Origin of the sequence: Streptomyces sp. NPDC020845 (assembly GCF_044334165.1) — a bacterium.
Lineage (GTDB): Bacteria > Actinomycetota > Actinomycetes > Streptomycetales > Streptomycetaceae > Streptomyces.
The window spans coordinates 1-24,447 of the sequence record NZ_JBIRSJ010000006.1 but is presented as its reverse complement, the minus strand read 5'-3'; the positions used below and the strand labels follow the sequence as shown (position 1 = coordinate 24,447).

General features: G+C 71.3%; 23 protein-coding genes. 17 read left to right on the top strand and 6 right to left on the bottom strand.

Features of this window, described 5'->3' with window-relative positions; genetic code table 11:
* Nucleotides 1–24: 24 nt before the first annotated feature.
* The gene (locus ACH4U7_RS16170; RefSeq protein ID WP_398528936.1) at nucleotides 25–942 is read left to right on the top strand and encodes an RNA polymerase sigma-70 factor; all 918 of its coding nucleotides are present in this window, start codon (nucleotides 25–27) and stop codon (nucleotides 940–942) included.
* A gap of 37 nt (nucleotides 943–979) precedes the next feature.
* Here the strand turns inward: ACH4U7_RS16170 and ACH4U7_RS16165 are convergent, their stop codons facing one another.
* The gene (locus ACH4U7_RS16165) at nucleotides 980–1,870 is read right to left on the bottom strand and encodes a hypothetical protein (RefSeq protein WP_398528549.1); all 891 of its coding nucleotides are present in this window, start codon (nucleotides 1,868–1,870) and stop codon (nucleotides 980–982) included.
* Between the two features lie 62 nt (nucleotides 1,871–1,932).
* The gene (locus ACH4U7_RS16160; RefSeq protein WP_398528548.1) at nucleotides 1,933–2,886 is read right to left on the bottom strand and encodes a maleylpyruvate isomerase family mycothiol-dependent enzyme; all 954 of its coding nucleotides are present in this window, start codon (nucleotides 2,884–2,886) and stop codon (nucleotides 1,933–1,935) included.
* A gap of 140 nt (nucleotides 2,887–3,026) precedes the next feature.
* Between ACH4U7_RS16160 and ACH4U7_RS16155 the strand changes: the two genes are divergently transcribed.
* Complete coding sequence (locus ACH4U7_RS16155; protein WP_398528547.1) at nucleotides 3,027–3,863, top strand: AIM24 family protein; 837 nt, start codon at nucleotides 3,027–3,029, stop codon at nucleotides 3,861–3,863.
* Between the two features lie 41 nt (nucleotides 3,864–3,904).
* Here ACH4U7_RS16155 and ACH4U7_RS16150 read toward each other — a convergent pair whose 3' ends face one another.
* Together ACH4U7_RS16150 and ACH4U7_RS16145 are read right to left on the bottom strand one after the other, a co-directional pair.
* Nucleotides 3,905–4,123 (bottom strand): DUF6126 family protein, encoded by a 219-nt coding sequence (locus tag ACH4U7_RS16150; RefSeq protein ID WP_398528546.1) that lies wholly within the window; start codon nucleotides 4,121–4,123, stop codon nucleotides 3,905–3,907.
* Complete coding sequence (locus ACH4U7_RS16145; RefSeq protein WP_385624192.1) at nucleotides 4,120–4,761, bottom strand: helix-turn-helix domain-containing protein; 642 nt, start codon at nucleotides 4,759–4,761, stop codon at nucleotides 4,120–4,122. The genes ACH4U7_RS16150 and ACH4U7_RS16145 overlap by 4 nt, the downstream gene beginning before the upstream one ends.
* A 210-nt stretch (nucleotides 4,762–4,971) precedes the next feature.
* Here ACH4U7_RS16145 and ACH4U7_RS16140 point away from each other — a divergent pair, with 210 nt between their 5' ends.
* From ACH4U7_RS16140 to ACH4U7_RS16125, 4 genes are all read left to right on the top strand, one after another.
* The gene (locus tag ACH4U7_RS16140; RefSeq protein WP_398528545.1) at nucleotides 4,972–5,400 is read left to right on the top strand and encodes a ribonuclease domain-containing protein; all 429 of its coding nucleotides are present in this window, start codon (nucleotides 4,972–4,974) and stop codon (nucleotides 5,398–5,400) included.
* 238 nt (nucleotides 5,401–5,638) lie between these two features.
* Complete coding sequence (locus ACH4U7_RS16135) at nucleotides 5,639–6,604, top strand: sugar kinase (protein WP_398528544.1); 966 nt, start codon at nucleotides 5,639–5,641, stop codon at nucleotides 6,602–6,604.
* Between the two features lie 126 nt (nucleotides 6,605–6,730).
* Nucleotides 6,731–7,369, top strand: a complete 639-nt coding sequence (locus ACH4U7_RS16130) for a bifunctional 4-hydroxy-2-oxoglutarate aldolase/2-dehydro-3-deoxy-phosphogluconate aldolase (protein ID WP_398528543.1) — start codon at nucleotides 6,731–6,733, stop codon at nucleotides 7,367–7,369.
* Nucleotides 7,370–7,610: 241 nt separating this feature from the next.
* The gene (locus ACH4U7_RS16125) at nucleotides 7,611–8,435 is read left to right on the top strand and encodes a transporter substrate-binding domain-containing protein (RefSeq protein ID WP_398528542.1); all 825 of its coding nucleotides are present in this window, start codon (nucleotides 7,611–7,613) and stop codon (nucleotides 8,433–8,435) included.
* A 283-nt stretch (nucleotides 8,436–8,718) separates the two neighbouring features.
* Here ACH4U7_RS16125 and ACH4U7_RS16120 read toward each other — a convergent pair whose 3' ends face one another.
* The gene (locus ACH4U7_RS16120) at nucleotides 8,719–10,671 is read right to left on the bottom strand and encodes a cellulase family glycosylhydrolase (protein ID WP_398528541.1); all 1,953 of its coding nucleotides are present in this window, start codon (nucleotides 10,669–10,671) and stop codon (nucleotides 8,719–8,721) included.
* A 358-nt stretch (nucleotides 10,672–11,029) separates the two neighbouring features.
* Here ACH4U7_RS16120 and ACH4U7_RS16115 point away from each other — a divergent pair, with 358 nt between their 5' ends.
* The 11 genes from ACH4U7_RS16115 to ACH4U7_RS16065 all read left to right on the top strand — a co-directional run bounded on the left by ACH4U7_RS16115 (nucleotide 11,030) and on the right by ACH4U7_RS16065 (nucleotide 22,826).
* Nucleotides 11,030–12,715 carry an ABC transporter substrate-binding protein gene (locus ACH4U7_RS16115; RefSeq protein WP_398528540.1) on the top strand — a complete coding sequence of 562 codons (1,686 nt, stop codon included), beginning with the start codon at nucleotides 11,030–11,032 and terminating at the stop codon, nucleotides 12,713–12,715.
* 12 nt (nucleotides 12,716–12,727) lie between these two features.
* Nucleotides 12,728–13,711: an ABC transporter permease gene (locus ACH4U7_RS16110; protein ID WP_398528539.1), complete on the top strand. Its 984-nt coding sequence runs from the start codon at nucleotides 12,728–12,730 to the stop codon at nucleotides 13,709–13,711.
* Nucleotides 13,708–14,640, top strand: a complete 933-nt coding sequence (locus ACH4U7_RS16105) for an ABC transporter permease (RefSeq protein WP_398528538.1) — start codon at nucleotides 13,708–13,710, stop codon at nucleotides 14,638–14,640. Before ACH4U7_RS16110 ends, ACH4U7_RS16105 begins: the two co-directional genes overlap by 4 nt.
* Nucleotides 14,637–15,689: an ABC transporter ATP-binding protein gene (locus ACH4U7_RS16100; protein WP_398528537.1), complete on the top strand. Its 1,053-nt coding sequence runs from the start codon at nucleotides 14,637–14,639 to the stop codon at nucleotides 15,687–15,689. The genes ACH4U7_RS16105 and ACH4U7_RS16100 overlap by 4 nt, the downstream gene beginning before the upstream one ends.
* On the top strand, nucleotides 15,686–16,711 hold the full coding sequence (locus ACH4U7_RS16095; protein WP_398528536.1) for an ABC transporter ATP-binding protein: 1,026 nt from the start codon (nucleotides 15,686–15,688) through the stop codon (nucleotides 16,709–16,711). The genes ACH4U7_RS16100 and ACH4U7_RS16095 overlap by 4 nt, the downstream gene beginning before the upstream one ends.
* Nucleotides 16,712–16,800: 89 nt before the next feature.
* Entirely contained in the window at nucleotides 16,801–17,568 is a 768-nt protein-coding gene (locus ACH4U7_RS16090) for a GntR family transcriptional regulator (RefSeq protein WP_398528935.1), read from the top strand.
* A 200-nt stretch (nucleotides 17,569–17,768) separates the two neighbouring features.
* Nucleotides 17,769–18,788 (top strand): sugar ABC transporter substrate-binding protein, encoded by a 1,020-nt coding sequence (locus ACH4U7_RS16085; protein WP_398528934.1) that lies wholly within the window; start codon nucleotides 17,769–17,771, stop codon nucleotides 18,786–18,788.
* Nucleotides 18,785–19,828, top strand: a complete 1,044-nt coding sequence (locus tag ACH4U7_RS16080) for an ABC transporter permease (protein ID WP_089508899.1) — start codon at nucleotides 18,785–18,787, stop codon at nucleotides 19,826–19,828. Before ACH4U7_RS16085 ends, ACH4U7_RS16080 begins: the two co-directional genes overlap by 4 nt.
* On the top strand, nucleotides 19,825–20,670 hold the full coding sequence (locus ACH4U7_RS16075; RefSeq protein WP_398528535.1) for an ATP-binding cassette domain-containing protein: 846 nt from the start codon (nucleotides 19,825–19,827) through the stop codon (nucleotides 20,668–20,670). The genes ACH4U7_RS16080 and ACH4U7_RS16075 overlap by 4 nt, the downstream gene beginning before the upstream one ends.
* A 351-nt stretch (nucleotides 20,671–21,021) precedes the next feature.
* On the top strand, nucleotides 21,022–22,170 hold the full coding sequence (locus ACH4U7_RS16070; protein ID WP_385624223.1) for an ROK family glucokinase: 1,149 nt from the start codon (nucleotides 21,022–21,024) through the stop codon (nucleotides 22,168–22,170).
* A complete protein-coding gene (locus tag ACH4U7_RS16065; RefSeq protein WP_398528534.1) occupies nucleotides 22,167–22,826 on the top strand; it encodes a hypothetical protein in 660 nt (219 codons plus the stop codon). Before ACH4U7_RS16070 ends, ACH4U7_RS16065 begins: the two co-directional genes overlap by 4 nt.
* A gap of 18 nt (nucleotides 22,827–22,844) precedes the next feature.
* Here the strand turns inward: ACH4U7_RS16065 and ACH4U7_RS16060 are convergent, their stop codons facing one another.
* The gene (locus ACH4U7_RS16060; RefSeq protein WP_398528533.1) at nucleotides 22,845–23,810 is read right to left on the bottom strand and encodes a helix-turn-helix transcriptional regulator; all 966 of its coding nucleotides are present in this window, start codon (nucleotides 23,808–23,810) and stop codon (nucleotides 22,845–22,847) included.
* Nucleotides 23,811–24,447: the final 637 nt, after the last annotated feature.

Sequence of the window (24,447 nt, the reverse complement as noted above, 5' to 3'; positions counted from 1 at the left end):
CCGGACCCGTCCCTGGAACCGTCGCTGGGTCCCTTCGTGGGCCCCGACCAGCAGGTGTTCAACCAGCATCGCAAGCTGCTGTTCTCCGTGGGCTACCGCATCCTCGGCGTCGCGGCGGATGCCGAGGACGCGGTCCAGGACGCCTGGATCAAGTGGTCGGCCGCCGACCGTTCGCAGGTCGCCGACCCCAAGGCGTATCTGACGCGGATCGTGTCGAATGTCGCGCTGGCGCGGCTGCGTTCCACCCAGCACAAGCGTGAGACGTATGTGGGACCGTGGCTTCCGGAGCCGATCCTCACCATCGGCGACACCGCCGAGACCGTCGCGGACGCCGAGTCGGTGTCGATGGCCATGCTGGTGGTGCTGGAGACGCTGAGCCCGCTGGAGCGCGCGGTGTTCGTGCTGAAGGAGGTCTTCGACTTCAGCCATGCCGAGATCGCGGAAGCGGTGGAGCGCTCCGAAGCCGCGGTGCGGCAGGCCGCGCATCGCGCTCGTGAGCATGTACGGGCCAGGCGGCCGCGCTTCACCGCGGACCGGGGACGGCAGCGCGAGGTCACCGAGCGGTTCCTCGCGGCGGCGACCGGGGGTGACGTCAACGCCCTGATGGAGTTGCTGTCCCCGGACGTCACCCTGTGGACCGACGGCGGCGGCAAGGTCCGCCAGGCCATGCGTCCGGTCGTGGGCGCCACCACGGTGGCCGCCTGGTTCGCCGCCATCGGCTCGGTCACCTACCAGGGCATCGAGCCCGCCGATATGAAGGTGGAACTCGTCGAGGTCAACGGCGGGCCGGGCGTGGTGTTCAGCGGGCCGGGCCGCGTGATCGCCACCGTCACCTTCGATTTCGACTCCGACGGCCGCGTCACCGCCATCCACAACGTGGCCAACCCCGACAAGCTCCGGGCCGTCGCCACCGGCACCGCCCATGACGTCGGGACCCAGTGAGCCCGTGAGCCCGTGAGCCTGTGAGCCGGGTACGAGGTCACCCCGTCGGTTCGGGGACCCCGATCGGGTTGGGGAAGCGGAGGGCGGAGCCGCAGGCGGTCGCGAGGGGGGCCAGGAGTCCGACCAAGTCCGCCGTCTCGTCGGGGCCGAGCGCCTGCCAGGGGCGCTCGGCCGCCCGGTCCGTCGCCGCCTCCGCCGTACGCAGCGTCTCGTGCCCGGCGTCCGTCGCGGAGCGATCCGGGGCGAGCAGGCCGCGTTCGAGCAGGCGGTGTTCGGCGGCCTGCCACTGCCGGTCGGTCCAGCCGCGCTTGGGCTGGAGTTCGGCGCGCGGGAGGTCCACGGCGGCGCGGAGTGCGAGCGTTTCGCAGCCGTCGAGGCCGGCGGCGACGAGGGCCGCGACATGGCCGTCGCCGCGGTGTTCGCGGAGCACGGTGGTGGCGTGCCAGAGGCGTTCGAGGGGGGCGTCGGGGAAGTCGAGCGAGCCGTTCGCGGCGGCCAGTACGCGCCCGGCGCCGTCCAGGTCCGCGGCGCGCTGGGCCAGGGCCTCGGCGGCCCGCTCCACCTCGCGCTCGTGCCCGGCGAGCAGCCGGGCCAGCGAGGCCGCGGCGCCGGCGCGGCGCAGCTCCAGGGCGCGCTCGGGGGTGACCAGGGCCCAGATGGCGGGGAGGGCGCGGGCCACCATGGGCGGGGCGAAGCTGAAGAAGGCGGCCACGACGGGCTCAGGCCCGACCGGGCCGAGGGGCGCGGCGCGGCCCGCGAAGTAGCCGCGCCAGAAGCCGCGGAGGCCCGCGTCCTCGTACGCGGCCAGCGCCTCCGGCGCGAAGTACGTGACCGCGTGGATCGGCTCGAACAGGGTCCACATCGTGCGGGCCGTCGCCGCCGGGGTGGATTCCACGGTGGTGCTCCCTTCGGGGTCGGGGCGGGTCATCACAGGCCGTGCTCCACCATCGGCGGGTAGCGCCGGGTTTCGTGTGTCCGGGCCGGATGGGGTCAGTTCTCCGGCTCCGGCTCCGGCTCCTGCGCCTGTGCCGGTTCCGGATCCGGCTCGCGGACGATCGCGAGGATCGTCAGTGCGGTCCGCGCCAGCTCCTCGTCCCCGCGCACCGTGGCCCGGCGCCGCGCCTCCCGCGGCGTGATCCCGCGCGTGGCCAGTCGCCACAGCGTGTCCGGGGCGAGTTCGACCTCCACGGTCGCCGGGGTGGTGGGGTGGTCGTCCGGGGTAGCGGGGGTACGGAGCGCCCAGCGGTCGTCCTCGCGTACCGCCGTCCACGCCCCGCCGGCCGGTCCGGGCACCAGGACCCGTACCACCGCGCCGGCGTGGGCCGGATGGGCGCGCAGGGTGTGCGGGAGGGCGCGCAGAAAGGCGTCGAGCACCGGGTGCAGCAGCTCGGGGCCGGTGGCGCCCGGCCGGTCCACGGCGTCGCGGATCTGCTGCTGGTGGACCCAGAACTCGGTGTACTCGCGGGTGGTGTCCAGCCAGTTCGGGGCGGGCGCCCCGGGGGCCGCCCAGGACACGTCGAGGCCGGCGGGCGCGGTGGGGTCGAGGCCCGCCCAGAAGTCGTCGAGCCGCGGGCCGAGCGTGGCCAGCAGATCGGTCAGCACGCGCGGGCTGAGCTGCCGGGATGCGCGGACGAAGTCCTCGTTGGTCCGCGTGATGAACCGCGGCAGCGTCTCGCCGGGGCCGAACGGCGGCCCCGGGTGCCCGTCGCGGCCGCCGGACAGCCGACGGAGGTGATCGTGGAGGAGGTGGGCCACCACGTCGTGCACATCCCACCCGGGGCAGACGGTGGGGCGCCGCCAGTCGGCCGGGTCCAGGGCGGTCAGCAGGTCGAGCAGGGCGCGGCGGTCGCGGGGGAAGAGGGGGCGTACGTCAAGGGGCGGCCCCAGCCGTGCCCAGTCCATGCCTGCGCCTGTGCCTGTGCCGGTGCCGGTGCCGGTGTCCATGATCGGGATTATTGTGCGGTCAGCCTGTGACCGCTATCGCGTTTTTCCGGTGGAACCCAGGGCTTCGGGTCGAACGTTGAGCAGGCGTTCCCCTGTCCCTTTGCGATATTTCCGCCATGTCCGTACCGAGGAGTCCTGCTGTGACCCTGCGCCAAGAGATCGTCGGCAACGCCATGCAGATGGCGGTCTGCAGCCTCCAGCCCGGCCAGACCGTCTACTGCGAGGCCGGAAAGTTCCTGTTCAAGACGGCAAACGTGACGATGGAGACCCGGCTGTCCGGGCCCGGGTCGGGCGGCGGCGGCCAGGCCGCCGGGGGCAACGGCGGCGGGGGCGGTGGCGGCGGTGGCATGGGCGGCATGCTGCGCCAGGCCATGGGCACCGCGATGCAGGTGGGCCAGCGGGCCCTGGCGGGGGAGTCGCTTGCCTTTCAGTACTTCACCTCGACCGGCGGCGAGGGCACCGTCGGCTTCGCGGGCGTGCTGCCCGGGGAGATGCGCGCGCTGGAGCTGGACGGCGGCCGTGCCTGGTTCGCGGAGAAGGACGCCTTCGTGGCGGCCGAGTCGACCGTGGAGTTCGGCATCGCCTTCCAGGGCGGCAGGACGGGCCGCAGCGGCGGCGAGGGGTTCGTCCTGGAGAAGTTCACCGGGCGCGGCACGGTGATCATCTGCGGTGCGGGCAATTTCATCGACCTCAACCCCGCCGACTTCGGCGGCCGGATCGAGGTCGACACGGGCTGCATCGTGGCCTTCGAGGAAGGTATCCAGTACGGCGTCCAGCGCATCGGCGGGCTCAACCGCCAGGGCCTGATGAATGCCGTGTTCGGCGGCGAGGGCCTGTCCCTGGCCACGCTGGAGGGCAATGGCCGGGTGATCCTGCAGTCGCTGACCATGGAGGGCTTGGCCAACGCGCTGAAGAAGGCCCAGGGCGGCGACAAGCAGGGTCCGACGGGCGGGCTGTTCTCCACCCACGCGGGGTGACAGCTGCCGCGGGGTGACAGGACGGCCTGTGGACGGCCGGGCTATTTCGCTCCGGCCAGGTAGAACAGCAGGAAGAGGAACGCGGCGATGAAGTGGACGCCGACGAGGTAGATGAAGACGCGGATGGTGAGCCCCATCGGCGCCCGGTCCTCCTCCCGCACGGGCTCGCCGCGCGGCGCCGCCCCGTGTGCCGAGCCGTCGCCACTGGTCGTCGCGCCACCGGTCGTCGTGTGGTCCAGGGTGTTGTCGGAGTCCGTCATGGTGCCTGGTGTCTCCCTCCGCGAACGGCGTCGCCGAGACACAGGTCGGCCGTACCGCTCTGCAGCAGCGTGTGGACGAACAGCAGATCCGTGCCGCCGGGCGAGGCGGCGGCTATGCGGTGCGGGGTCAGCGAGTCGAAGTGGGCCGCGTCGCCGACGCCGAGCACATGGACCGTCTCGCCGAGCGTCAGCCGCAGCCGCCCCTGGGTGACGTACAGCCACTCCTCGCCCGGATGGACCCGCACCAGGTCCTCCTGCGGGCCGGTCCCCGCCGGTACGTGCACCCGCAGCGCCTGCATGGCCCGGCCGGGGCTGCCGGTCCGCCAGTACGTCCAGCCGCCCGCCTCCCAGGCCGCCGTGTGGTCGGCCCGCAGGATCGGGTCCCGCTCCGGCGACACCTCGCCGAGGAGGTCGGATACCGTGGTGCCGTAGGTACGGGCCAAGGCCAGCAGCATGGGGAGGGACGGCTGGCGCCGGGCGGTCTCCAGGCGGGACAGATGCGCGGGTGAGAGCCCGGCCAGCCGGGCGGCGGCTTCGAGCGTCAGGCCGCTGCGCCGCCGCAGATCGCGCAGGCGCGGGGCGACGGAGGGCAGCTCGGCGGGGGGCCCGTCGGCGGGCCCCTCGGGGGACGAGGTCATGTCTCCGGTATAGCCAGCATTCGCCTCATGGGCAAAAAATTTGCCTGTCAGGCAAACGGGCATCGAAGCGGCGCCGCCGGGCCCGAGGTGGCGTGAGCGTTACGTCTTCATTACTTCTCCCGGCGCTTCGCGCGGGTCTTGTGAACTCCTGGGGAACTCCCTTCATTTGGCATTGACATGTCAGGGTCTACGCGCGTCATGCTGTGAGGCATGAGAATCCCCCCACGGATCGCCCGCATCGGTGTGCTCGGCGCCCTCGCGTCGAGCCTTCTCATCGGCGGCCCGGCCGTCGCCTCCGCCACGGCCGCCCCGGTCGCGCCCCAGGCCGCCTCGTCGGTCCTCCAGATCACGGCCGTCGGCGATATCTGCTACTCCGACCTGCCGTCACAGGCCCATGACACGCTCGACCTGATCGCGTCCGGCGGCCCCTTCCCGTACCCGCAGGACGGGACCGTCTTCCAGAACCGGGAGGGCATCCTTCCGTCCCAGGCCAGCGGCTACTACCACGAGTACACCGTCAAGACCCCCGGCTCCGACACCCGCGGTGCCCGCCGCATCGTGACCGGGAAGCAGACGGACGAGGACTACTACACGGCCGACCACTACGCGTCGTTCGACCTGGTCGACTACAGCTGCTGACCGCCGAAAACCGCCACCCCCCGCACCGCGGCCGCTGCCTGCTCGCAGGCAGCGGCCGCCGCGTTGTACACCCGGCTTTCGCCGTGTTGTACGCCCGCTTCCGCAGGCCACAACGGCATTGCGTACAACGGGATTTGACGGGCCGATAAGTGGCCTGAACCCCGCGGGGGCGGCTGTCGGTGCCGCCAGGTAGCGTTTCCGGGAGAAGGGGACGGGCGGGGAGCAAGGGGAGGCATCGGTGGCGAGCGGCCCTGAAGTGGTCACATGCGGTGAGGCGATGCTGTTGTTGCTCGCCGAGCCCGGGGTTCCCCTGGAGCAGGCCGTGCACTTCCGCCGCTCGGTCGCCGGAGCGGAGTCCAATGTGGCCACCGGCCTGGCCCGGCTCGGCCACAGCGCCCGCTGGCTGGGCCGGGTGGGCGCGGATCCGGCCGGCCAGGCCGTGCTGCGCGAGCTGCGCGCCGACGGCGTGGATGTGGCGTTCGCCGGGGTGGACGAGCAGGCTCCGACCGGGCTGCTGCTGCGCGACAGCCATCCGCACCGTGCCATCGATGTGCAGTACTACCGCTCCGGCTCGGCCGGCTCCCGGCTCGCGCCCGAGCACATGTCGGCCGAGGCCGTCAGCGGCGCCCGCCTCGTGCATATCTCCGGAATCACCCCGATGCTGTCGCCGACCGCGGCGGCCGCCACGGACCGGATCATCGAGCTGGCCCGTGCCGCGGGGGCGGAGGTCTCCTTCGATCCGAATGTGCGGCGCAAGCTGGGCGGCGCGGCGCAGTGGGCCCAGACGGCCGGGCCGCTGCTGCGCGAGGCCGAGCTGGTCCTGGCGGGCGAGGACGAGCTGGAGCTGCTGACCGGCAGATCCGCCGACGAGGCCGCGGCGGAGCTGCTGGACGGCCGGGCGCATACCGTCGTCATCAAGCGCGCCGACCGCTCGGCGACCGCCGTGACCGCGGACGGGCGCTGGGACCAGCCGCCCTATCCGGTGCCGGTGGCCGACCCCGTGGGCGCGGGAGACGCCTTCGCGGCGGGGTACCTGTCGGGGCGGCTGCGCGGGCTGCCCGAGCCCCAGGCGCTCGCGGAGGGCGCCTGCGTCGCCGCGCTGGTCGTCCAGACCGCGACCGATACGGACGGGCTGCCCAGCGCGGCGGGGCGTGAGCGGGCCCTCGCCGCGTTCACCGGCGTCGCCGACTCCATCCACCGCTGAGCCAGCGCCCCCCACGCAGTGCTTCCCCCGCATCGACAACCGCAAAGCGAAAGGCCGCATATCCCGGAGGCACCCCGGGGCGGCATCTCCAGGAGACCCTTCTGAGAGGAAAGGCGGCGAATTGCCGTGTACCGCTGGGAGATCACCCGGGCCGCGCTCGCACAGCGGATCTTCGCCATCATCCGCAGCGACAGCTACGACCACGCGACCGCGACGGCGGACACCCTGCTCTCCGCCGGCCTCACCACCGTGGAGTTCTCGCTGACCACCCCCTTCGCCCTGGAGGCCGTCACCACCCTGGTCCGCGAGGTCGGTGACGAGGCGGTGATCGGCGCGGGCACGGTGCTGGACGCCGCCTCCGCCCGGATGGCGGTCGACGCGGGCGCCCGGTTCCTGGTCTCCCCGAGCCTGGACCCGGAGGTGATCCGCACCGGCCACCGCTACGGCCTGCCGGTCTTCCCCGGCGTCGCCACGCCCACCGAGATGGTGCGCGCGCTGGAACTGGGCGCGGACGCCCTCAAGCTGTTCCCGGCCTCCGCCCACAGCCCCCGCTGGGTCAGGGACGTACGGGCCGCCCTGCCGCAGGCCGCCCTGCTGCCCACCGGCGGGGTGACCGTCGCCGAAGCGCCGGAGTGGATCGCCGCCGGAGCGGTCGCCTGCGGGATGGGCTCGGCGCTGTCGGAGGGCGACCGGGACGTGGTCGCCAAGCGCGCCGCGGAACTTCTCGCCCGGCTGCAGGACGTCGCCCCGGCCGACGTCTGCTGATTCCGGGGTGGTCGAACCCGCCGACTCCGCTTCCGGCTGGGTCTGCTGACGTTCCATCAGTCGGCCCCTCTGATGTAGGGGCGGCCGGGGCGGCGTTTCAGCAGCTGATCAACGGGTTCCGCCGGGCGGGCTCTTCTGCCACCCTGAGCGCGCTGTGATCACGCGCGAGTTCCCACACCGCCGGTGCGGCCCGCGCGTGCCGTCCCATGCCGCTCGCCGCGGCCTGTGCGAAGGAGTCGCCATGCGACGTTCCGTCACGCTGTCCGCCCTGGCCGCCGTGCTGGCCGCCACCGCCGCCGGTTCGGCCCTGGCCGCCGGCCCCACCGCCGTGCCCGCCGCCACGGCCAAGCACCAGCGCGGCACCCTGCTGGACCGGGTGCCCGAGCGCGGCGTGCTGCGCGTATGCACCACGGGCGACTACCGCCCCTTCACCTACCGCGACCCCAAGACCGACGACTACACCGGTATCGACATCGACATGGCCCGCGACCTGGCCAAGAGCCTCGACGCCAAGCCCGCGTTCGTCGCCACGACCTGGGCCAAGCTGGTGGACGATCTGGCGGCCGGGCGCTGTGACGTCGCCATGGGCGGGGTGTCGGTGACCCTGGCCCGGGCCCGTAAGGCGTACTTCAGCGACCCGTATCTGACCGACGGCAAGACCCCGGTGGTGCGGTGCGAGGATGAGCAGAAGTACCAGACGCTGGAGGACATCGACCAGCCGGGCGTGCGGGTGATCGTCAACCCGGGCGGTACGAATGAGCAGTTCGCCCGCGCCCACATCAAGCAGGCCACGCTCACTGTCCACCCCGACAACACCACGATCTTCGACGAGATCATCGCGGGCCGCGCCGATGTGATGATGACGGACGCCAGCGAGACCCGCTACCAGGCGAAGATCCACCCCGAGCTGTGCGCCGTCCACCCCGACAAGCCGTTCTCCTTCTCGGAGAAGGCGTATGCGCTGCCGCGCGGCGACGGCGAGTTCAAGGAGTACGTCGACCAGTGGGTGCACCTGGCCACGCACGACGGCACGTACGCCAAGTACGAGCGAGACTGGATGAATTGACGGCTCCCCCTGACGGAGGACTTCTGGCTCAGGCAGCTCGGCCGCACTGCGTGCGGTCGAGTCTTACGCCCGCGCAATGCGGCCGGCAGCGGGGAGGGGGAGGGGCGGCAGGCGCCGTCGCCGGTCGGCCGACCGGCTTTCGGAGTCAGCTTGCGGTGGCGGGGGATGTTCCTCGGTGACGCCCCGGCCGACGGGGCCGCTCGAAGCACCGCGTGTCCCGATCATCGCGGGGCCGCGCCGCCGCCCCTCGCCGTGGCTGCGCGGCCAGGCGGCCCCGCCGGTTTCAGCTGTGCAGCCGCAGCACCCGCACCCCGTACGGCTCCAGGACCACCGTCTCCGCCGGGGAGCCGTCCAACGTGGTGAGCCTGCCGTCGGCCACCGCCGGCTTGACCGACAGCTCCTCGCCCGCCTGGCTGACCAGCCAGACGAAGACCCGGCCGTCCTCGTGGACCAGGCGGTCCACGGCGATGCGGGGGTCGGAGGCGGTGACCGGGCGGCGGACGCCGGCGTGGGCGGCGAGGGCGTCGTACAGCGTGCTGGTCGCCTCGGGGTTGACGCGGGGGGTGACGGCCGCCATGTGCTCGATCGGATAGGTGCAGAAGACCACGCACCCCTCGCCGGTCTCGCGCAGCAGCAGCGCCGGGCGGCCGTGGCCGTCGACCGCGAGGACCTGCGCGCCGTCGGGTTCGACGGGGAGGAAGACGCGGCTGTTGTCGGTGCCCGCGGCGCGGAAGGTGAGCCGGGCGCCCTCGGGGAGGGTGCCGAAGGCGTGGGTGAGGGTGAAGGTCACCTCGTCGTCCTCGATCGGGTCGACCAGGCCGTACTCCAGCTGGTGGCGGACGCCGAAGAGCTCGTTCAGATGGGCGTACCAGGGGCCGCGCTGCTCGTCGTGGGCGCCGGGGGAGTACGAGACGTAGACCGTGGCGCCGTCCCGGGCCCGGCGCTCCAGCTCGTACCAGGTGGGGGAGAGGAGCTGCTTGGTGGAGGGGACCAGCCACAGCCGTACGTCGGTGGGCAGAGCGCCGTCGCTTTCGCGCACCACCGCCGCCGGGGCGTCGGCGAGCCGGGCGGCGAGCCAGGCCTGGCGGCCGGTCTGCTGGACGTAGCCGCGGTCCTCGGCGCGGGTGAACGGGTAGAGGGTGTCGAGGTAGGAGGAGACCAGCAGGGCCGTATCGGTGTCGGCGCGGCGGCAGCGGGGGAAGTCCACCGCGCTCAGCACCTCGGAGAAGGCGCGCAGCTCGCGCAGTTGCGGCTTGGGGACACCGGCGGTGTCGGTGAGGCCGAAGTGCATCTCGAAGGCGTGATGGCGGTACGGGGGCTGCTCGCTCAGGTTGTCGTAGTCGGTGTTGTTCCAGGCGACCCAGCCGGTCGCCCCGGCCAGCAGGCTGTTGTGCAGGGTCTGCCGGTAGTAGCGGGCGGCGCCGGGGCCGGAGGCGAAGTCGGAGCTGACGCCGAACTCCTCCAGGACGACGGGGCGCTGGAAGGTGCCGGTCAGCTCGCACACCCAGGCGGCGGCGTAGTGCTGCCGGACGGGGTCGTTCTCCATGCGGTAGACGTGCGGGCCGAGGAAGTCGCACAGCTCGGCGGTGTCCTGGAGCCGGAAGCCGTTGTCGTGGCCGGAGTTCTCCAGGCCCCAGGCGCCGTCGCCGAGCGAGACGGGCTGGGTGCCGCCGCCGGCCCGTACGGCGTCGACGAGGATCTGGGCCCAGGCCGCGACCGCCTCGCGCTCCGCGGGCACCTGGCCGGAGCGTGCGCCGGGCTGGCGGCCGTAGATGGGCATCTCGTTGGAGACCAGCCAGCCGGCCACCGCGGGGTGCGCGGCGAAGCGGCGCACCGTCTCGCGGGCGAACCACGCCTGGCGGGACACCAGCCATACATCGCTGTACAGGTCGCGGTCGCCGCGCCAGGCGGGGTCCCAGTTCTCGCCGGACATATGGCCGACGAGGAAGGTGGGGACGGTGGTCATGCCGAGCGCCTGGTGGCGGTCGAGGAAGTCGGCGAAGCGCGCGCACAGCTCCGTATCGAGGCGGTCAGGGGCGGGCATGAAGTCCGGCCAGTAGAAGAACGACCGGGTCATGTTCAGCCCGTGGTCCCGAAGTACGCGCAGCTCGGCGTCGACGACCTCGGGGTCGTACGAGCGCCACATCAGCGGACCGCCGGTGCGCGACCAGTAGTTGGCGCCGAGCCAGATGACGGGTTGGTCGCCGACGGTGAGCCGTGCGGACGTGCGCTGCATCTGCGAACTCTCCCTCAGGCAGGGGGTGTCAGGGATGCGGCCCGGTGCGGACGGGCGGTGCCGCGCAGCAAGCAGTGAACGGCTTTACCGGTTTAGTGTCAACACTTCGGACAAGGTTCGTACGCATCGCCGCCCGGCGGTCTTGATCATCCAACTTTGGCTGTACGGGGCGGCTTTGGGCCGGGACCTGGGTGTTCGACGGGTTCGACTGGTCCGGTTCAGTGACGGTGTCGTGTCAGCACTATTGACACCCTCTTCCGGGCGCCCTTAATTTCGCGGCCCCGGAGGTGCGCGGACCGCCGTCCGGCATTCGCCCTGTGAACCCGCACCGCTTCGACCCGCACAGCGAGGGGAACCCATGATCTCGACGACAACGGCCGGTCCGCGCCGCGCGCTCGCCGCCGGGGCCGCGCTCACGCTCACCGTCACGCTCGCCGCCTGCGGCGGGGGCAAGAACAACAACGGCGGGTCGGGCGGGGTGCTGACCGTTGCCACGGGATCCACGGGCAATTTCATCCGGAACTTCAATCCGTTCGCCCCGCAGCCCCTCCAGGCGACGAACGGAATGATCTACGAGCCGCTGTTCCACCTGAACGCGGCGAAGGCCGGGGAGATCGAGCCGTGGCTGGCCACCAAGTACACCTGGTCGGACGGCGGCAAGACGCTCCGCGTCACGGTACGTACCAACGCCACCTGGAACGACGGTAAGCCCTTCACGGCCGAGGACGTCGCCTGGACCTTCCAGATGGCGAAGGAGAGCAAGGCGCAGAACATGTACGCCCTTCCCATCGCCTCGGCGAACGCCGAGAGCAAGGACACGGCGCTGATCAAGTTCTCCAAGTCCGCTTACACCAAGGAATACTTCATCCTCGGCAAGATGAAGATGCTGCCCAAGCACATCTGGTCGAAGATCCCGGTCAAGGAGCGGGCGACCACGCTCAACACCAACCCGGTGGGCACCGGCCCGTGGAAGGTGAAATCCGTCAAGGGCACGACCATGGATCTGGTCGCCCGTGACGACTATTACTTCAAGGGCCTTCCGCACTTCAAGACCATGCGGTACCGGTCCTTCACCGGAAACAGCGCCGTCACCGCCGCGGTCACCTCCGGCCAGATCGACTGGGGCGGCGGTTTCATCCCCGACATCAAGAAGAACTACCTCGCCAAGAACAAGAATTTCGAACTCGTCAACATCCCCCTGGCGACCACGTTCTTCCTGCCCAACGCCAAGCAGGGCCCGACGGCCGACGTCAATGTCCGGAAGGCGATCAGCGCCGCCCTCGACCGCGAGTTCATGAACCGGAGCGTGTACGACGGCCAGGCGCCCGTCGCCAACCCCATGGCGCTGCTGCTCCCCAACTACGAGTCCGTCCTCGATCCGTCCCTGAAGGACGCCGTGATCGAGACCGGCCAGGGCAAGGTCGACCAGTATCTGACCGCCTCCGGATACACCAAGTCGGGCGGCTCGTGGGAGAAGGACGGCAAGAAGCTGTCCGTGACGGTCGAGCTGGTCTCCGGCTGGACCGACTACGTCAGCGTCGCCCAGCTGGCCAAGCAGCAGCTCAAGAAGGCCGGGATCGAACTCGTCGTCAAGGCCGAGTCCTACGCGCAGTGGTCCAACAACCGCGCCCGCGGCCAGTTCCAGATGCTGCTCGACAACAGCGGCTACACCCCCGACCCGCGCGCCTATTACGCCCAACTGGTGGACAGCACCATTCCGCCGAAGATCGGTGAATCCACCAACGTCGGCAATTTCGGCCGCTATTCCAACCCGGTCATGGACAAGGCTCTGGACGAGATCGCGTCCACCAAGGACCCGGCGAAGCAGAAGCCCTGGTACTACAAGATCCAGCAGGAATTCGTCAAGGACATGCCGGCCATCCCGCTCTTCTACGGCCAGAACGAGCAGGAGTTCAACGGCAACCGCGTCACCGGATATCCCACCGAGGACAATCTCTACGCGGCCCCCTCCATCTGGCTCGACCCCGACGGCGGCTGGGTGGCGGCCCGTATCAAGCCCGTCAACGGCAAAGCCGGTAAGTAAGGGCGCGGCAGCGTGCGCTACGTACTGCGGAAACTCGGCTTCTACGCCGTGGCCGCCTGGATGGCCGTCACCGTCAACTTCTTCCTGCCCCGGCTCATCCCCGGTGACCCGGTGCAGCTGATGCTCACCCGGATGGCGCAGTCCGGGCCCGTGGAGTCCGGCCAGGAGGAGGCCCTGGCCAGCATGCTCGGGCTGGGCCACGGCAATATCGCGGTCCAGTACTGGGACTATCTGGGCTCCGTGGTCCACCTGGACTTCGGGCTCTCGGTCACCTATTTCCCCAGCCCTGTCACCGACGTCCTCAAGGACGCCCTGCCCTGGACGCTCGTCCTCGTCGGCGCCGCCACCCTCATCAGCTTCGTACTCGGCCTGACGCTCGGCACCCTCGCCGGCTGGCGGCGCGGCAGCTGGCTGGACTCCCTCGTCCCCTCCACCACCTTCCTCGCCGCCGTCCCCTACTTCTGGCTCGCGCTGCTGCTCCTCTACCTCTTCGGCCAGGTGTGGGGCGTGCTGCCACTGGGCGGCGGCTACGACGAGACGCTGGACATGGGGTTCAACGGCGACTTCCTCTCCTCCGCCGTCGAACACGCGGTGCTGCCCGCCGCCACCATCGTGCTCAGCTCGGTCGGCGGCTGGATGCTCGGCATGCGCAACATGATGGTCTCCACCCTCGCCGAGGACTACGTCACCGCCGCCGAGGCCAAGGGGCTGCGCCCGCGCACCGTCATGGTCGGCTACGCCGCCCGCAACGCCGTACTGCCCTCCGTCGCCGGCTTCGCCATCTCGCTCGGCTTCATCGTCAGCGGTTCGCTCGTCATGGAGATCGTCTTCTCCTATCCCGGGATGGGCTTCACCCTCCTCCAGGCCGTCGAGAACACCGACTACCCCCTGATGCAGGCGGTCTTCCTCGTCATCACCTTCGCCGTCCTGGCCGCCAACTTCCTGGTGGACCTGGTGTACGGCTTTGTCGACCCCCGGACCAGGCAGGCCCGATGACCGCCACCCTCCCCACCGCCACCACCGCCCCGGAACGCCCGGTCGCCGGCCCCTACTTCTGGCTGGCGCTGCTGCGCCTGGCGCTGCGCTCCCGCCGGCTGGCCCTCGGCCTCGGCATCCTCGCGATCTTCGCGCTCACCGCGCTGATCGGCCCCTGGCTGGTCGACGACCCCGACGCGGTCAGCGTCGACCTGGGCCAGGGCCCCTCCGGGGCGCACTGGCTCGGCACCACCCAGACCGGCCAGGACGTCTTCGCCCAGCTCGTGGTCTCCGCCCGCGGCACCCTGCTGATCGGCGCCGCGGTCGCCGCCCTGGCCACCGCCGTCTCCGTCGTCGTCGGCATCGGCGGCGGCTTCCTCGGCGGCGTCGCCGACGAGACCATCTCCCTGATCAGCAATGTCTTCCTGGTCATCCCCGGGCTGCCGCTGGTCATCGTGGTCTCGGCGTACGTCAAGGGCGGCGGGCTCTCCGCCACGATCTTCGCCATCGCCCTGACCAGCTGGGCGGCCTCCGCCCGGGTGCTGCGCGCCCAGACCCTCTCGCTGCGCACCCGCGACTACGTGCTGGCCGCGCGGGTCTACGGGGAGAAGCGATGGCGGATCGTGCTCGTGGAGATCGTCCCCAATGAACTGGCGATCATCGTCTCGCAGTTCATCCACGCGGCGATCTTCGCGGTGCTCACCCAGACCGGCCTGGCCTTCCTCGGCCTCGCCGACCTCTCCCATCTCACCTGGGGCACGATGCTCTACTTCGCCCAGGGCGCGGAGGCCCTGGCCGGCGGCGCCTGGTGGTGGTTCGTCCCGCCGGGGCTGTGCACCGCCCTCCTCGGCACCGCCCTGTCCCTCGTCAGCTTCGGCCTCGACGAGGTCCTCGACCCGCGGCTGCGCACCCGCCGCCCGCGGCAGCGGCAGCGGAAGGAAGCGCGATGAACGAGAGCGCCGCGAGAGACGACGTCGTGCTGCGTGCCGAGCACATCGACGTCGCGTACGAGGCGTACGACGGCGCCCGCCCGACCCGGGCCGTCCGCGACGTCAGCTTCGAGCTGCGCCGTGGCGAACTGCTCGGCATCGCGGGCGAGTCCGGCTGCGGCAAGTCCACCCTCGCGTACGCCGTCGCCCGCTGTCTTCAGCCGCCCGCCCGGCTCACCGCCGGCTCCGTGACCTTCCACGGCCGAGACGGCGGCGAGAGCGATCTGCCGGCGCTGGAGGGCGAGGCGCTGCGCGCCTTCCGCTGGAACAAGCTGTCCATCGTCTTCCAGAGCGCGATGAACGCCCTCAACCCGGTGACCCGTATCGGCCGCCAGTTCGACGACATCTTCCGCGCGCACCGCCCCGGTATGCCCGGCCCCGAGCGCCAGGAGCGCGCCCGCGCCCTCCTCGACATGGTCGGCATCGACCCCGCCCGGATCCGCGCCTACCCGCATGAGCTGTCCGGGGGCATGCGCCAGCGCGTCGTCATCGCCATGGCGCTCGCCCTGGAACCCGAGGTCGTCATCATGGACGAGCCGACGACCGCCCTCGACGTGGTCGTGCAGCGGGAGATCCTCGACGAAGTGGAGCGGCTGCGCGAGGAGCTGGGCTTCAGCGTCGTCTTCATCACCCACGACCTGTCCCTGCTGCTGGAGATCAGCGACCGGCTGGCCGTGATGTACGCGGGCGGCATCGTCGAGTACGGGCCGTGTGACCGCATCGCGCAGGGCGCGGGCCATCCGTACACCCAAGGGCTGCTGCGCTCCTTCCCCGAGCTGACCGGTGAGCGGCGCGCGCTGCGCGGCATCCCCGGCTCGCCGCCCGATCTGCGCGAGGAGCTGGCCGGGTGCCCGTTCGCGGACCGCTGCGAGCGGGCGTTCGCGCCGTGCCGCACGGTCGCCCCGCGCCAGGTGCCGCTGCCCGGCGGGGGCTACGCCGCCTGCCATCTGCACGATCCGGCCCACGCCGCCGCCGTGGCGGGGCCGCTGCACGAGGGGAGCCAGCCGTGACCGCACTGGAGGTGACCGGGCTCACCGTCGACTTCCCGCAGCCCGGCGGACGGCCCTTCCGGGCGGTCGACGGGGTCTCCTTCGCCCTGCGGGCCGGGCGCACCCTGGCGCTGGTGGGGGAGAGCGGCAGCGGCAAGTCGACCGTCGTACGCGCCCTGTCCCGGCTGGTGACGCCCACCGCCGGGGCGATCACGCTCGACGGGGCGCGGCGCACCCGTGGCGCGGACTACCGGCGGGCCGTGCAGATGGTCTTCCAGGACCCGTTCGCCTCCCTCAACCCGGCCCACACCATCGGCCACCATCTGCACCGGCCGCTGCTGGTCAACGGGAAGGCGCGGCGCGGGGCCGACGTACGTCAGAAGGCGGAGGAACTGCTGCGGTCGGTCAACCTGACGCCGCCGGCCGATGTGGCCCGTAAGCGCCCGCATGAGCTCTCCGGCGGTCAGCGGCAGCGGGTGGCCATCGCCCGGGCGCTCGCGCCCGGCCCCCAGGTGCTGCTGGCCGACGAGCCGGTGTCGATGCTGGACGTCTCGATCCGGCTGGAGATCCTGGGCCTGCTGGACCGGCTCAAGGACGAGCGGGGCCTCGCCCTGCTGTATGTGACGCACGACCTGGCCACCGCGCGCCACTTCTCCTCCGAGGTGATGGTGATGTACCGGGGCGAGATCGTCGAGCGCGGCCCCAGCGACGAGGTGATCCTCGCCCCCAAGCACCCCTACACCCAGCTGCTGGCCTCGGCCGCGACCGGCTCCGGCGCCACGCGGGAGGAGGCGCGCGCGGCGCGGATCGCCCGGCTGGCGGCGCGGGCGCGGCGGGACGCGGAGCGGCGGGAGATCGTGGTCGGCGACGGCTGCCGGTTCCGGCCGCGCTGCCCGCTGGCCATGGACGCCTGTGCGCGCCGGCCGCCCGAGGCCGAGGTGGGCCCCGGGCACCGGGCGCTGTGCTGGCTGCACGCCGGCGAGAACAACGGGGAGGGCACCAACGCCGGCGGCGTTGACAGCGTTATCAGCAATCCCGGATAGGCTCTGCTAAGTTCTGCGTAGTTTGTCCGGACAACAGAACTTCACGACTTCCCGTCATGTGCTCGTCCGGCTACGCTCGCCCCGTGGCAATGCAGGAAGAAGGTTCCTCTGGCTCAGCGGAGGCGCTGCAGTTCAGCGTGGACCGCAGCAGCCCCGTCCCGCTGTACTTCCAGCTGTCCCAGCAGCTCGAAGCGGCGATCGAGCAGGGGCGGCTGGCCCCCGGCAGCCTGCTCGGCAATGAGATAGAGCTGGCAGGGCGGATGGGCCTGTCCCGTCCCACCGTCCGCCAGGCCATCCAGTCGCTGGTCGACAAGGGGCTGCTGGTGCGCCGCCGCGGCGTCGGCACCCAGGTGGTGCACAGCCAGGTCAAGCGCCCGCTCGAGCTGAGCAGCCTCTACGACGACCTGGAGACCGCGGGCCAGCGCCCCGCCACCCGCGTACTGCGCAACACCACCGAGCCCGCGACCGCCGAGGTCGCCGCCGCCCTCGGGGTCGCCGAGGGCACCGAGGTGGTACTGATCGAGCGGCTGCGGCTGGCCCACGGCGAGCCCATGGCCCATCTGCGCAACCACCTCCCGGCGGGTCTGCTCAAGCTGGACAGCGCCGAGCTGGAGGAGACCGGTCTCTACCGCCTGATGCGCGCGGCCGGGATCACCCTGCACAGCGCCCGGCAGACGGTCGGCGCCCGCGCCGCGACCGCCGAAGAGGGCGAGCAGCTGGGCGAGCCGGAGGGCGCACCGCTGCTGACCATGGCGCGGACGGCCTTCGACGACACCGGCCGGGCCGTCGAATACGGCTCGCATACGTACCGGGCCTCGCGCTACTCCTTCGAGTTCCAGCTGCTCGTACGCCCCTGAAATCCGCTCGTTCCCCCGCGTGAAAGGCCGCCCGAAGACGAACCGCCCCTGAAAAGCCCCCGGAAAAAGCCCCGGACCCCTGGCGTCCACCCCCTGGACCCCGGCCGTGCACCGTGACGGATACTTGGGCGGCGCCCGGGCCGATCGGTCATGCCCGGACGCCCCCGAAACGGGACGTCTTCGAGAAGGGCTGGGTCTTCGTGGCCAGGGTTGGGACAGGGGCACGTGCGTTGACCGCTGCCGTGCTTGCGGCGGTGCTGGGGTTCGCCTCGGCGGGATGCAGCAGTACGGGCGGCAAGCGCGCCGAGGAGCGGGCCGAGCAGGCGGCGAACGCTTCGGGGCGGGCGGCGGTGAACACCCCCAGGATGACCTTCGCCATGGTCACCCACTCCGGTGACGGAGACACCTTCTGGGACATCGTCCAGAGCGGGGCTGAGCAGGCCGCCCGCAAGGACAATGTGAAGTTCCTCTACGCGCACCACGAGGAGGGCAAGGATCAGGCCCAGCTCGTCCAGTCCTACATCGACCAGAAGGTCGACGGGCTGATCGTCACCCTCGCCAAGCCCGAGGCCATGCAGGCCGTGGTCAAGAAGGCCGAGAAGGCGGGCATACCGGTCATCACCGTCAACTCCGGGGCCGCGCAGTCCAAGGCGTTCGGGGCCCTGAGCCACATCGGCCAGGACGAGACCATCGCGGGCGAGGCGGTCGGCGAGGAGCTGAACAAGCGGGGCCGCGAGAAGGCCCTGTGCGTGCTGCACGAGCAGGGCAACGTCGGCCTTGAGCAGCGCTGCGACGGCGCCGAGAAGACCTTCGACGGCAAGCTGGAGCGGGTCTACGTCGAGGGCACCAACATGCCCGACGTCGAGTCCACGATCGAGGCGAAGCTCCAGTCCGACAAGGGCATCGACGCCGTCGTGACGCTCGGCGCACCCTTCGCGGCCACCGCGGCCAAGGCGGCGGACCAGTCGGGCAGCAAGGCGGAGATCGACACCTTCGACCTCAACGGCAAGGTCGCCGAGTCGCTCCAGAACGACACCCTCGGCTTCGCCGTCGACCAGCAGCCGTATATGCAGGGCTACGAGGCCGTGGACCTGCTGTGGCTCTACCACTACAACGCCGATGTCCTCGGCGGCGGGCAGCCGGTCCTCACCGGCCCCCAGATCATCACCAAGGACGACGCCGCCGAGCTGGCCAAGTACACCAGGCGGGGGACCCGATGAGCGCGGACGCGCCGCCCCTGACCAAGGACGACCGTCTGATCCGCCGCTCGCTGCCGCGCCGCCTGGCCGGCCGCCCCGAGCTCGGCGCGATCGTCGGCGCCATCGCCGTCTTCGTCTTCTTCTCGGTCGTCGCCGACAGCTTTCTGCAGTGGTCGAGCTTCAGCACGGTGCTGTACGCCGCCTCCACCATCGGGATCATGGCGACGCCGGTCGCGCTGCTGATGATCGGCGGCGAGTTCGATCTGTCGACCGGGGTGATGGTCACCTCCTCCGCGCTGATCTCGTCGATGTTCTCGTACCAGATGACGGCGAACGTCTGGGCCGGCATCGGAGTGTCCCTGCTGGCCACCCTCGCCATCGGGTTCTTCAACGGCTTTCTGCTGGTGCGCACCGGACTGCCGAGCTTCATCATCACGCTGGGCACCTTCCTGATCCTCCAGGGCTGCAACCTCGGCTTCACCAAGCTGATCAGCGAGACGGTCTCCACCAAGACCATCGCCGATATGGAGGGCTTCCCCGAGGCCCACAAGGTCTTCGCCTCACACCTGACGATCGGGGACGTCGATCTGCAGGTCACCGTCCTGTGGTGGCTCGGCCTGGTCGCGCTCGCCACCTGGATCCTGCTGCGCACCCGCGCCGGCAACTGGATCTTCGCGGTGGGCGGCGCCAAGGAGGCGGCCCGCGCGGTCGGCGTGCCCGTGAACCGCACCAAGATCGGGCTGTACATGGGGGTCGCCTTCGCGGCCTGGATCTCCGGGCAGCATCTGCTGTTCAACTACGACGTCGTCCAGTCCGGCGAGGGCGTGGGCAACGAGTTCCTGTACATCATCGCGGCCGTCATCGGCGGCTGTCTGCTGACCGGCGGCTACGGCTCGGCGATCGGTGCCGCCGTCGGCGCGTTCATCTTCGGCATGGCGAACAAGGGCATCGTGTACGCGCAGTGGAGCGCGGACTGGTTCAAGTTCTTCCTCGGCGCGATGCTGCTGCTCGCCACGATGCTCAACTGGTGGGTCCGCAAGCGGGCGGAGGCCGCGAAATGACCACGACAGATACCGCCGCCGGCACCGCTACCCGGACGCCGCTGATCGAGCTGCGCGAGGTCAGCAAGAGCTACGGCAACGTCAAGGCGCTGCAGGGCGTCTCCCTCGAAGTGCACGCCGGGGAGATCACCTGTGTCCTCGGCGACAACGGCGCGGGCAAGTCCACCCTCATCAAGATCGTGGCCGGACTGCACCAGCACGACGCCGGCAGCCTCACCATCGAGGGCGAAGAGGCCCGGCTCGGCTCGCCGCGCGAGGCCCTGGACCGCGGCATCGCCACGGTCTACCAGGACCTCGCGGTGGTGCCGCTGATGCCGGTGTGGCGCAACTTCTTCCTCGGCTCCGAGCCCCGGAAGGGCCGCGGCCCCTTCAAGCGGCTCGACGTGGAGACGATGCGCACCACGACCCGGGCGGCGCTGCTGCGCATGGGCATCGACCTGCGCGATGTCGACCAGCCCATCGGCACCCTCTCCGGCGGCGAGCGGCAGTGTGTGGCCATCGCCCGCGCCGTCCACTTCGGCGCCAAGGTCCTCGTCCTGGACGAGCCGACGGCGGCGCTCGGCGTCAAGCAGTCCGGGGTGGTGCTCAAGTACGTCGCGGCCGCCCGTGACGCGGGTCTCGGTGTGGTGCTGATCACCCACAATCCGCACCACGCCCATCTCGTCGGCGACCGCTTCGTCCTCCTCAAGCGCGGCACGATGGCCGGCAGCCACCTCAAGTCGGAGATCGCGCTCGACGAGCTCACCCGCCAGATGGCGGGCGGCAGCGAGCTGGAACAGCTCAGCCACGAGCTCGCCCGCCCGACGGAGCCCACGGAAAAGGACGCGGCGGGAGAGGTCTGAACGAACCCGGGGATACGCCGGGCGTCGCATGGCGCGATCACCCGCCCCGGGGCGGGGCTCGCCATGCGGCGCCCGGCGCGGGTGAGGCACAATCGCACGGCGGGCCCCACCCGCCACGACCGTGTACGCCGAGGCCCCGGCCTCCCGAGACCCCCGCAGGGACGACGAACTCTTGCGAGCACGCACCCGCAGCGACCGCACCCCCCACGCCTGCGCCGCCGCCCCGGCGGGCCCGCCCGGCCGGGCCCCGGCGGCCGTCGGCCCCGGCCTCGGCGACACTGGCCTCGTAGCGAGCGACCCGGTCGGAACCGACGACCCTGCCGCAACCGGCCTCGGTGAAGGGGTGAGCCGATGAGTCTCTACCGCGAAAGGGTGCACCGTGGGTCGGCCCGGGCGACCGTACTGCGCACCGTCGGCACCCGCGAGCGCCGGTCGCATCTCACCGCGCCCCGGGTCCCCACCGTCGGCATCGACATCGGCGGCACCAAGGTGATGGCCGGGGTCGTCGACGCCGACGGCAACATCCTGGAGAAGCTGCGCACCGAGACGCCCGACAAGTCCAAGAGCCCCAAGGTCGTCGAGGACACCATCACCGAGCTGGTGCTCGACCTCTCCGACCGGCATGACGTACACGCCGTCGGCATCGGCGCCGCGGGCTGGGTCGACGCCGACCGCAACCGCGTCCTGTTCGCCCCCCACCTGTCCTGGCGCAACGAGCCGCTGCGCGACCGCCTCGCCGGGCGGCTGGCGGTCCCGGTGATGGTCGACAACGACGCCAACGCCGCCGCGTGGGCCGAGTGGCGGTTCGGCGCGGGGCGCGGTGAGGACCACCTCGTCATGATCACGCTCGGCACCGGTATCGGCGGCGCGATCCTGGAGGACGGCCAGGTCAAGCGCGGCAAGTACGGGGTCGCGGGCGAGTTCGGCCATATGCAGGTGGTGCCCGCCGGCCACCGCTGCCCCTGCGGCAACCGCGGCTGCTGGGAGCAGTACAGCTCCGGTAACGCGCTGGTCAGGGAGGCGCGTGAACTGGCCGCCGCCGAGTCCCCGGTCGCGTACGGGATCATCGACCGGGTCGGCGGCAACATCAACGAGATCACCGGGCCGCTGATCACCGAGCTGGCCCGCGAGGGCGACGCCATGTGCGTCGAGCTGCTGCAGGACATCGGCCAGTGGCTCGGCGTCGGCATCGCCAACCTCGCCGCGGCCCTGGACCCCTCCTGCTTCGTCATCGGCGGCGGCGTCAGCGCGGCCGACGACCTGCTGATCGGCCCGGCCCGGGACGCGTTCCGGCGCACCCTGACCGGCCGCGGCTACCGGCCGGAGGCCCGTATCGTCAAGGCCCAGCTGGGCCCCGAGGCGGGCATGGTCGGCGCCGCCGACCTGGCCCGGCTGGTCGCCCGCCGCTTCCGCCGCGCCAACCGGCGCCGCGTGGAGCGCTACGAGCGCGCCGGGGCCACCCCGTGGCTGGCGTCGCGCGGCCAGGGGGGCCGGCAGTGACCGCCGCCGAGCAGCGCCCCGCCGCGCCCACCGCCCCCACCAACGGCACCTCCGCCGCTCATGGGACCTCCGCCGTCTCCGCCAACGGCGCCTCGCCGCCGGGCCGGGGGAGCGGCGGGGACGTCGGGGAGCGGCCCGGCGGCGGGCCCCGCCCGCGCCGCTGGCTCAAGGCGGTGGTGGTCTTTCTGCTGATCACGATCCCAGCGGGCTATATGGTCATCTCCGCCCTCCAGAGCCGCAACAGCGGTGAGGACAAGCAGGAGAACGCCTCGGCGACCGGCCTCACCGCGGGCTGGCCGAGCAAGGTCCAGCGGCGCATCTACGACGTATGGATCCCGGGCTACTCCGACGACGTGGCGTTCTACGAGACCAACTCCTGGAAGACCAGCTCGCTGTACGTGCAGTTCGTCACCTCCGTCCAGGGCCTGGACCGGTTCCTGGTCCGGCTCGGCACCGACCGCGCGGAGCTGGAGAACGGCAGGGTCACCATCGACGCCGACGACGCGAAGAAGGTCGGCTGGCGGATCGGCGGCGACGAGGACTGGGCCGGGATGGTGCTCAAGCAGGAGGAACCCCAGCCGGAGTTGGACATCACCGTCGATTTCGAGAACCGGCGCCACCCCAAGGTGTACGTCGTCTCCACCGTCACCCCGTAGCCCCCGGCCGGCGGCCTGTCATGTGGAGGGAGCGCGGGTGTCGGCGCTCGGCTTGTGGCGTGCGGCACCGGTGGTGGGTGGGCTCTGGTCTCCTGCGGTGGTGGCTCCCCAGCTGGCGAGGAGTTTGAGCCGGTCTTCGTCGGGGGTGCCTGGTTCGGCTGTGTAGATGATCAGGGAGTGTGCCTCGCGGGCGGACACCGGCAGGTCCATAGGCTGGTAAATCAGTTCGAGAGAGCCGGCCTCGGGGTGATGGAAGCGCTTGACACCGCCGTGGTGGATGCGCACGTCATGGGCGGCCCATCGAGTGCGGAACTCGGCACTGACCGTGGACAGCTCACCGACGAGTTCGCGCAGCGCCTTGTCGTTGGGGTACCGGTCGGCTTCGGCGCGCAGTAGTGCGGTGCTGGCGCCCGCGGCGCCGTCCCAGTCGTCGACGAAGTCGTGGGAGGCGGCGTCGAGGAAGTAGTAGCGGGCGAAGTTGGGCCGACCGCGCTCGTCCACGGTGTGACTGGTGAACATGGGGGCGAACAGCGCGCGGGCGAGTGCGTTGGTGGCCACGAGGTCCAGGCGGCCATTGTTGATGAAGGCCGCGGACAGCGTCATGGAATCGAGCAGCCACTGCACGTGGGGCGGGATGTCGACGGCCTTTCGGCGGCGCCGGGCCGCGGCGCTGGGCTGGGCGGCCTTGGCCAGGTCGAACAGGTAGAGGCGTTCATACTCGTTCAGCCGCAGGGTGCGGGCGACCGCGTCGAGGACATCTTCGGAGACACCGCTGATGTGGCCCTTCTCCAGCCGCGTGTACCACTCGGTGCTCACCCCGGCCAGGACGGCGACTTCCTCGCGGCGCAGCGGCGAGCTCACGGCGGGAGGAGCCGTCCCGACCAGCAGCGGCACCGACAACAGGGGTGCCGCCAGTAGGGCCAGGACGCGCCCGCGGCCGTGGCGGGACTGCCCGCCCGGCCATGGGATGGGGTGTCTGCGCATGCTTGTCTCTCCGGGGGTTCAGAGGGGTTCGTAGCGGCCGCCGAGAACGGTGGTTTCATCGGGTTCCGGGATGTCTTCCGCACGCTCGGGGGGCAGGGCGGCAGGCGCCACCGAGTCGGCTTGCTCGCTCGCGTCGTTTGTCGCGGTGGGGGGCCGTTCGGAGGGCGGCATGCTGTCATGTGCACGCACGATGTCAGCGCGTTTGCCGCGACAGCGAGCGTCCAGATGACCTATTGGTGACGGCGGGTCGCTGTCGGGCCGTGGGAGACGAAGGCGAAGTCCTGCGCCTGAGTCCGAGCAGGTGCGCGCTTCGGCACGGCCCGTCAGGCTGATGGTGCCGGGGCTCCTCTCGGCTTGATCATGGTGCGCATTTCGGTCCGCAGACGCTTCGCTGCCCGGGGACATCTTCCAAGGTTGCCGGCCGCGGCACGCAGTGCCCGGACCATGTCGGTCCGCCGTCCCCGCGGTTCCCCTGACTCTCCGTAGCAGATACGTCAACGAAACGGATTCCTTATTAATTGATGCTCTCCTGTTTCGACTCCCGCGAGAGGTGATACATTGGTGAAACCGATTATGGGTTGTTGGGTCGGCCGGGACATGCCTGAGCGCCACCGTCACGCGTGTCCGGTACCGCGAT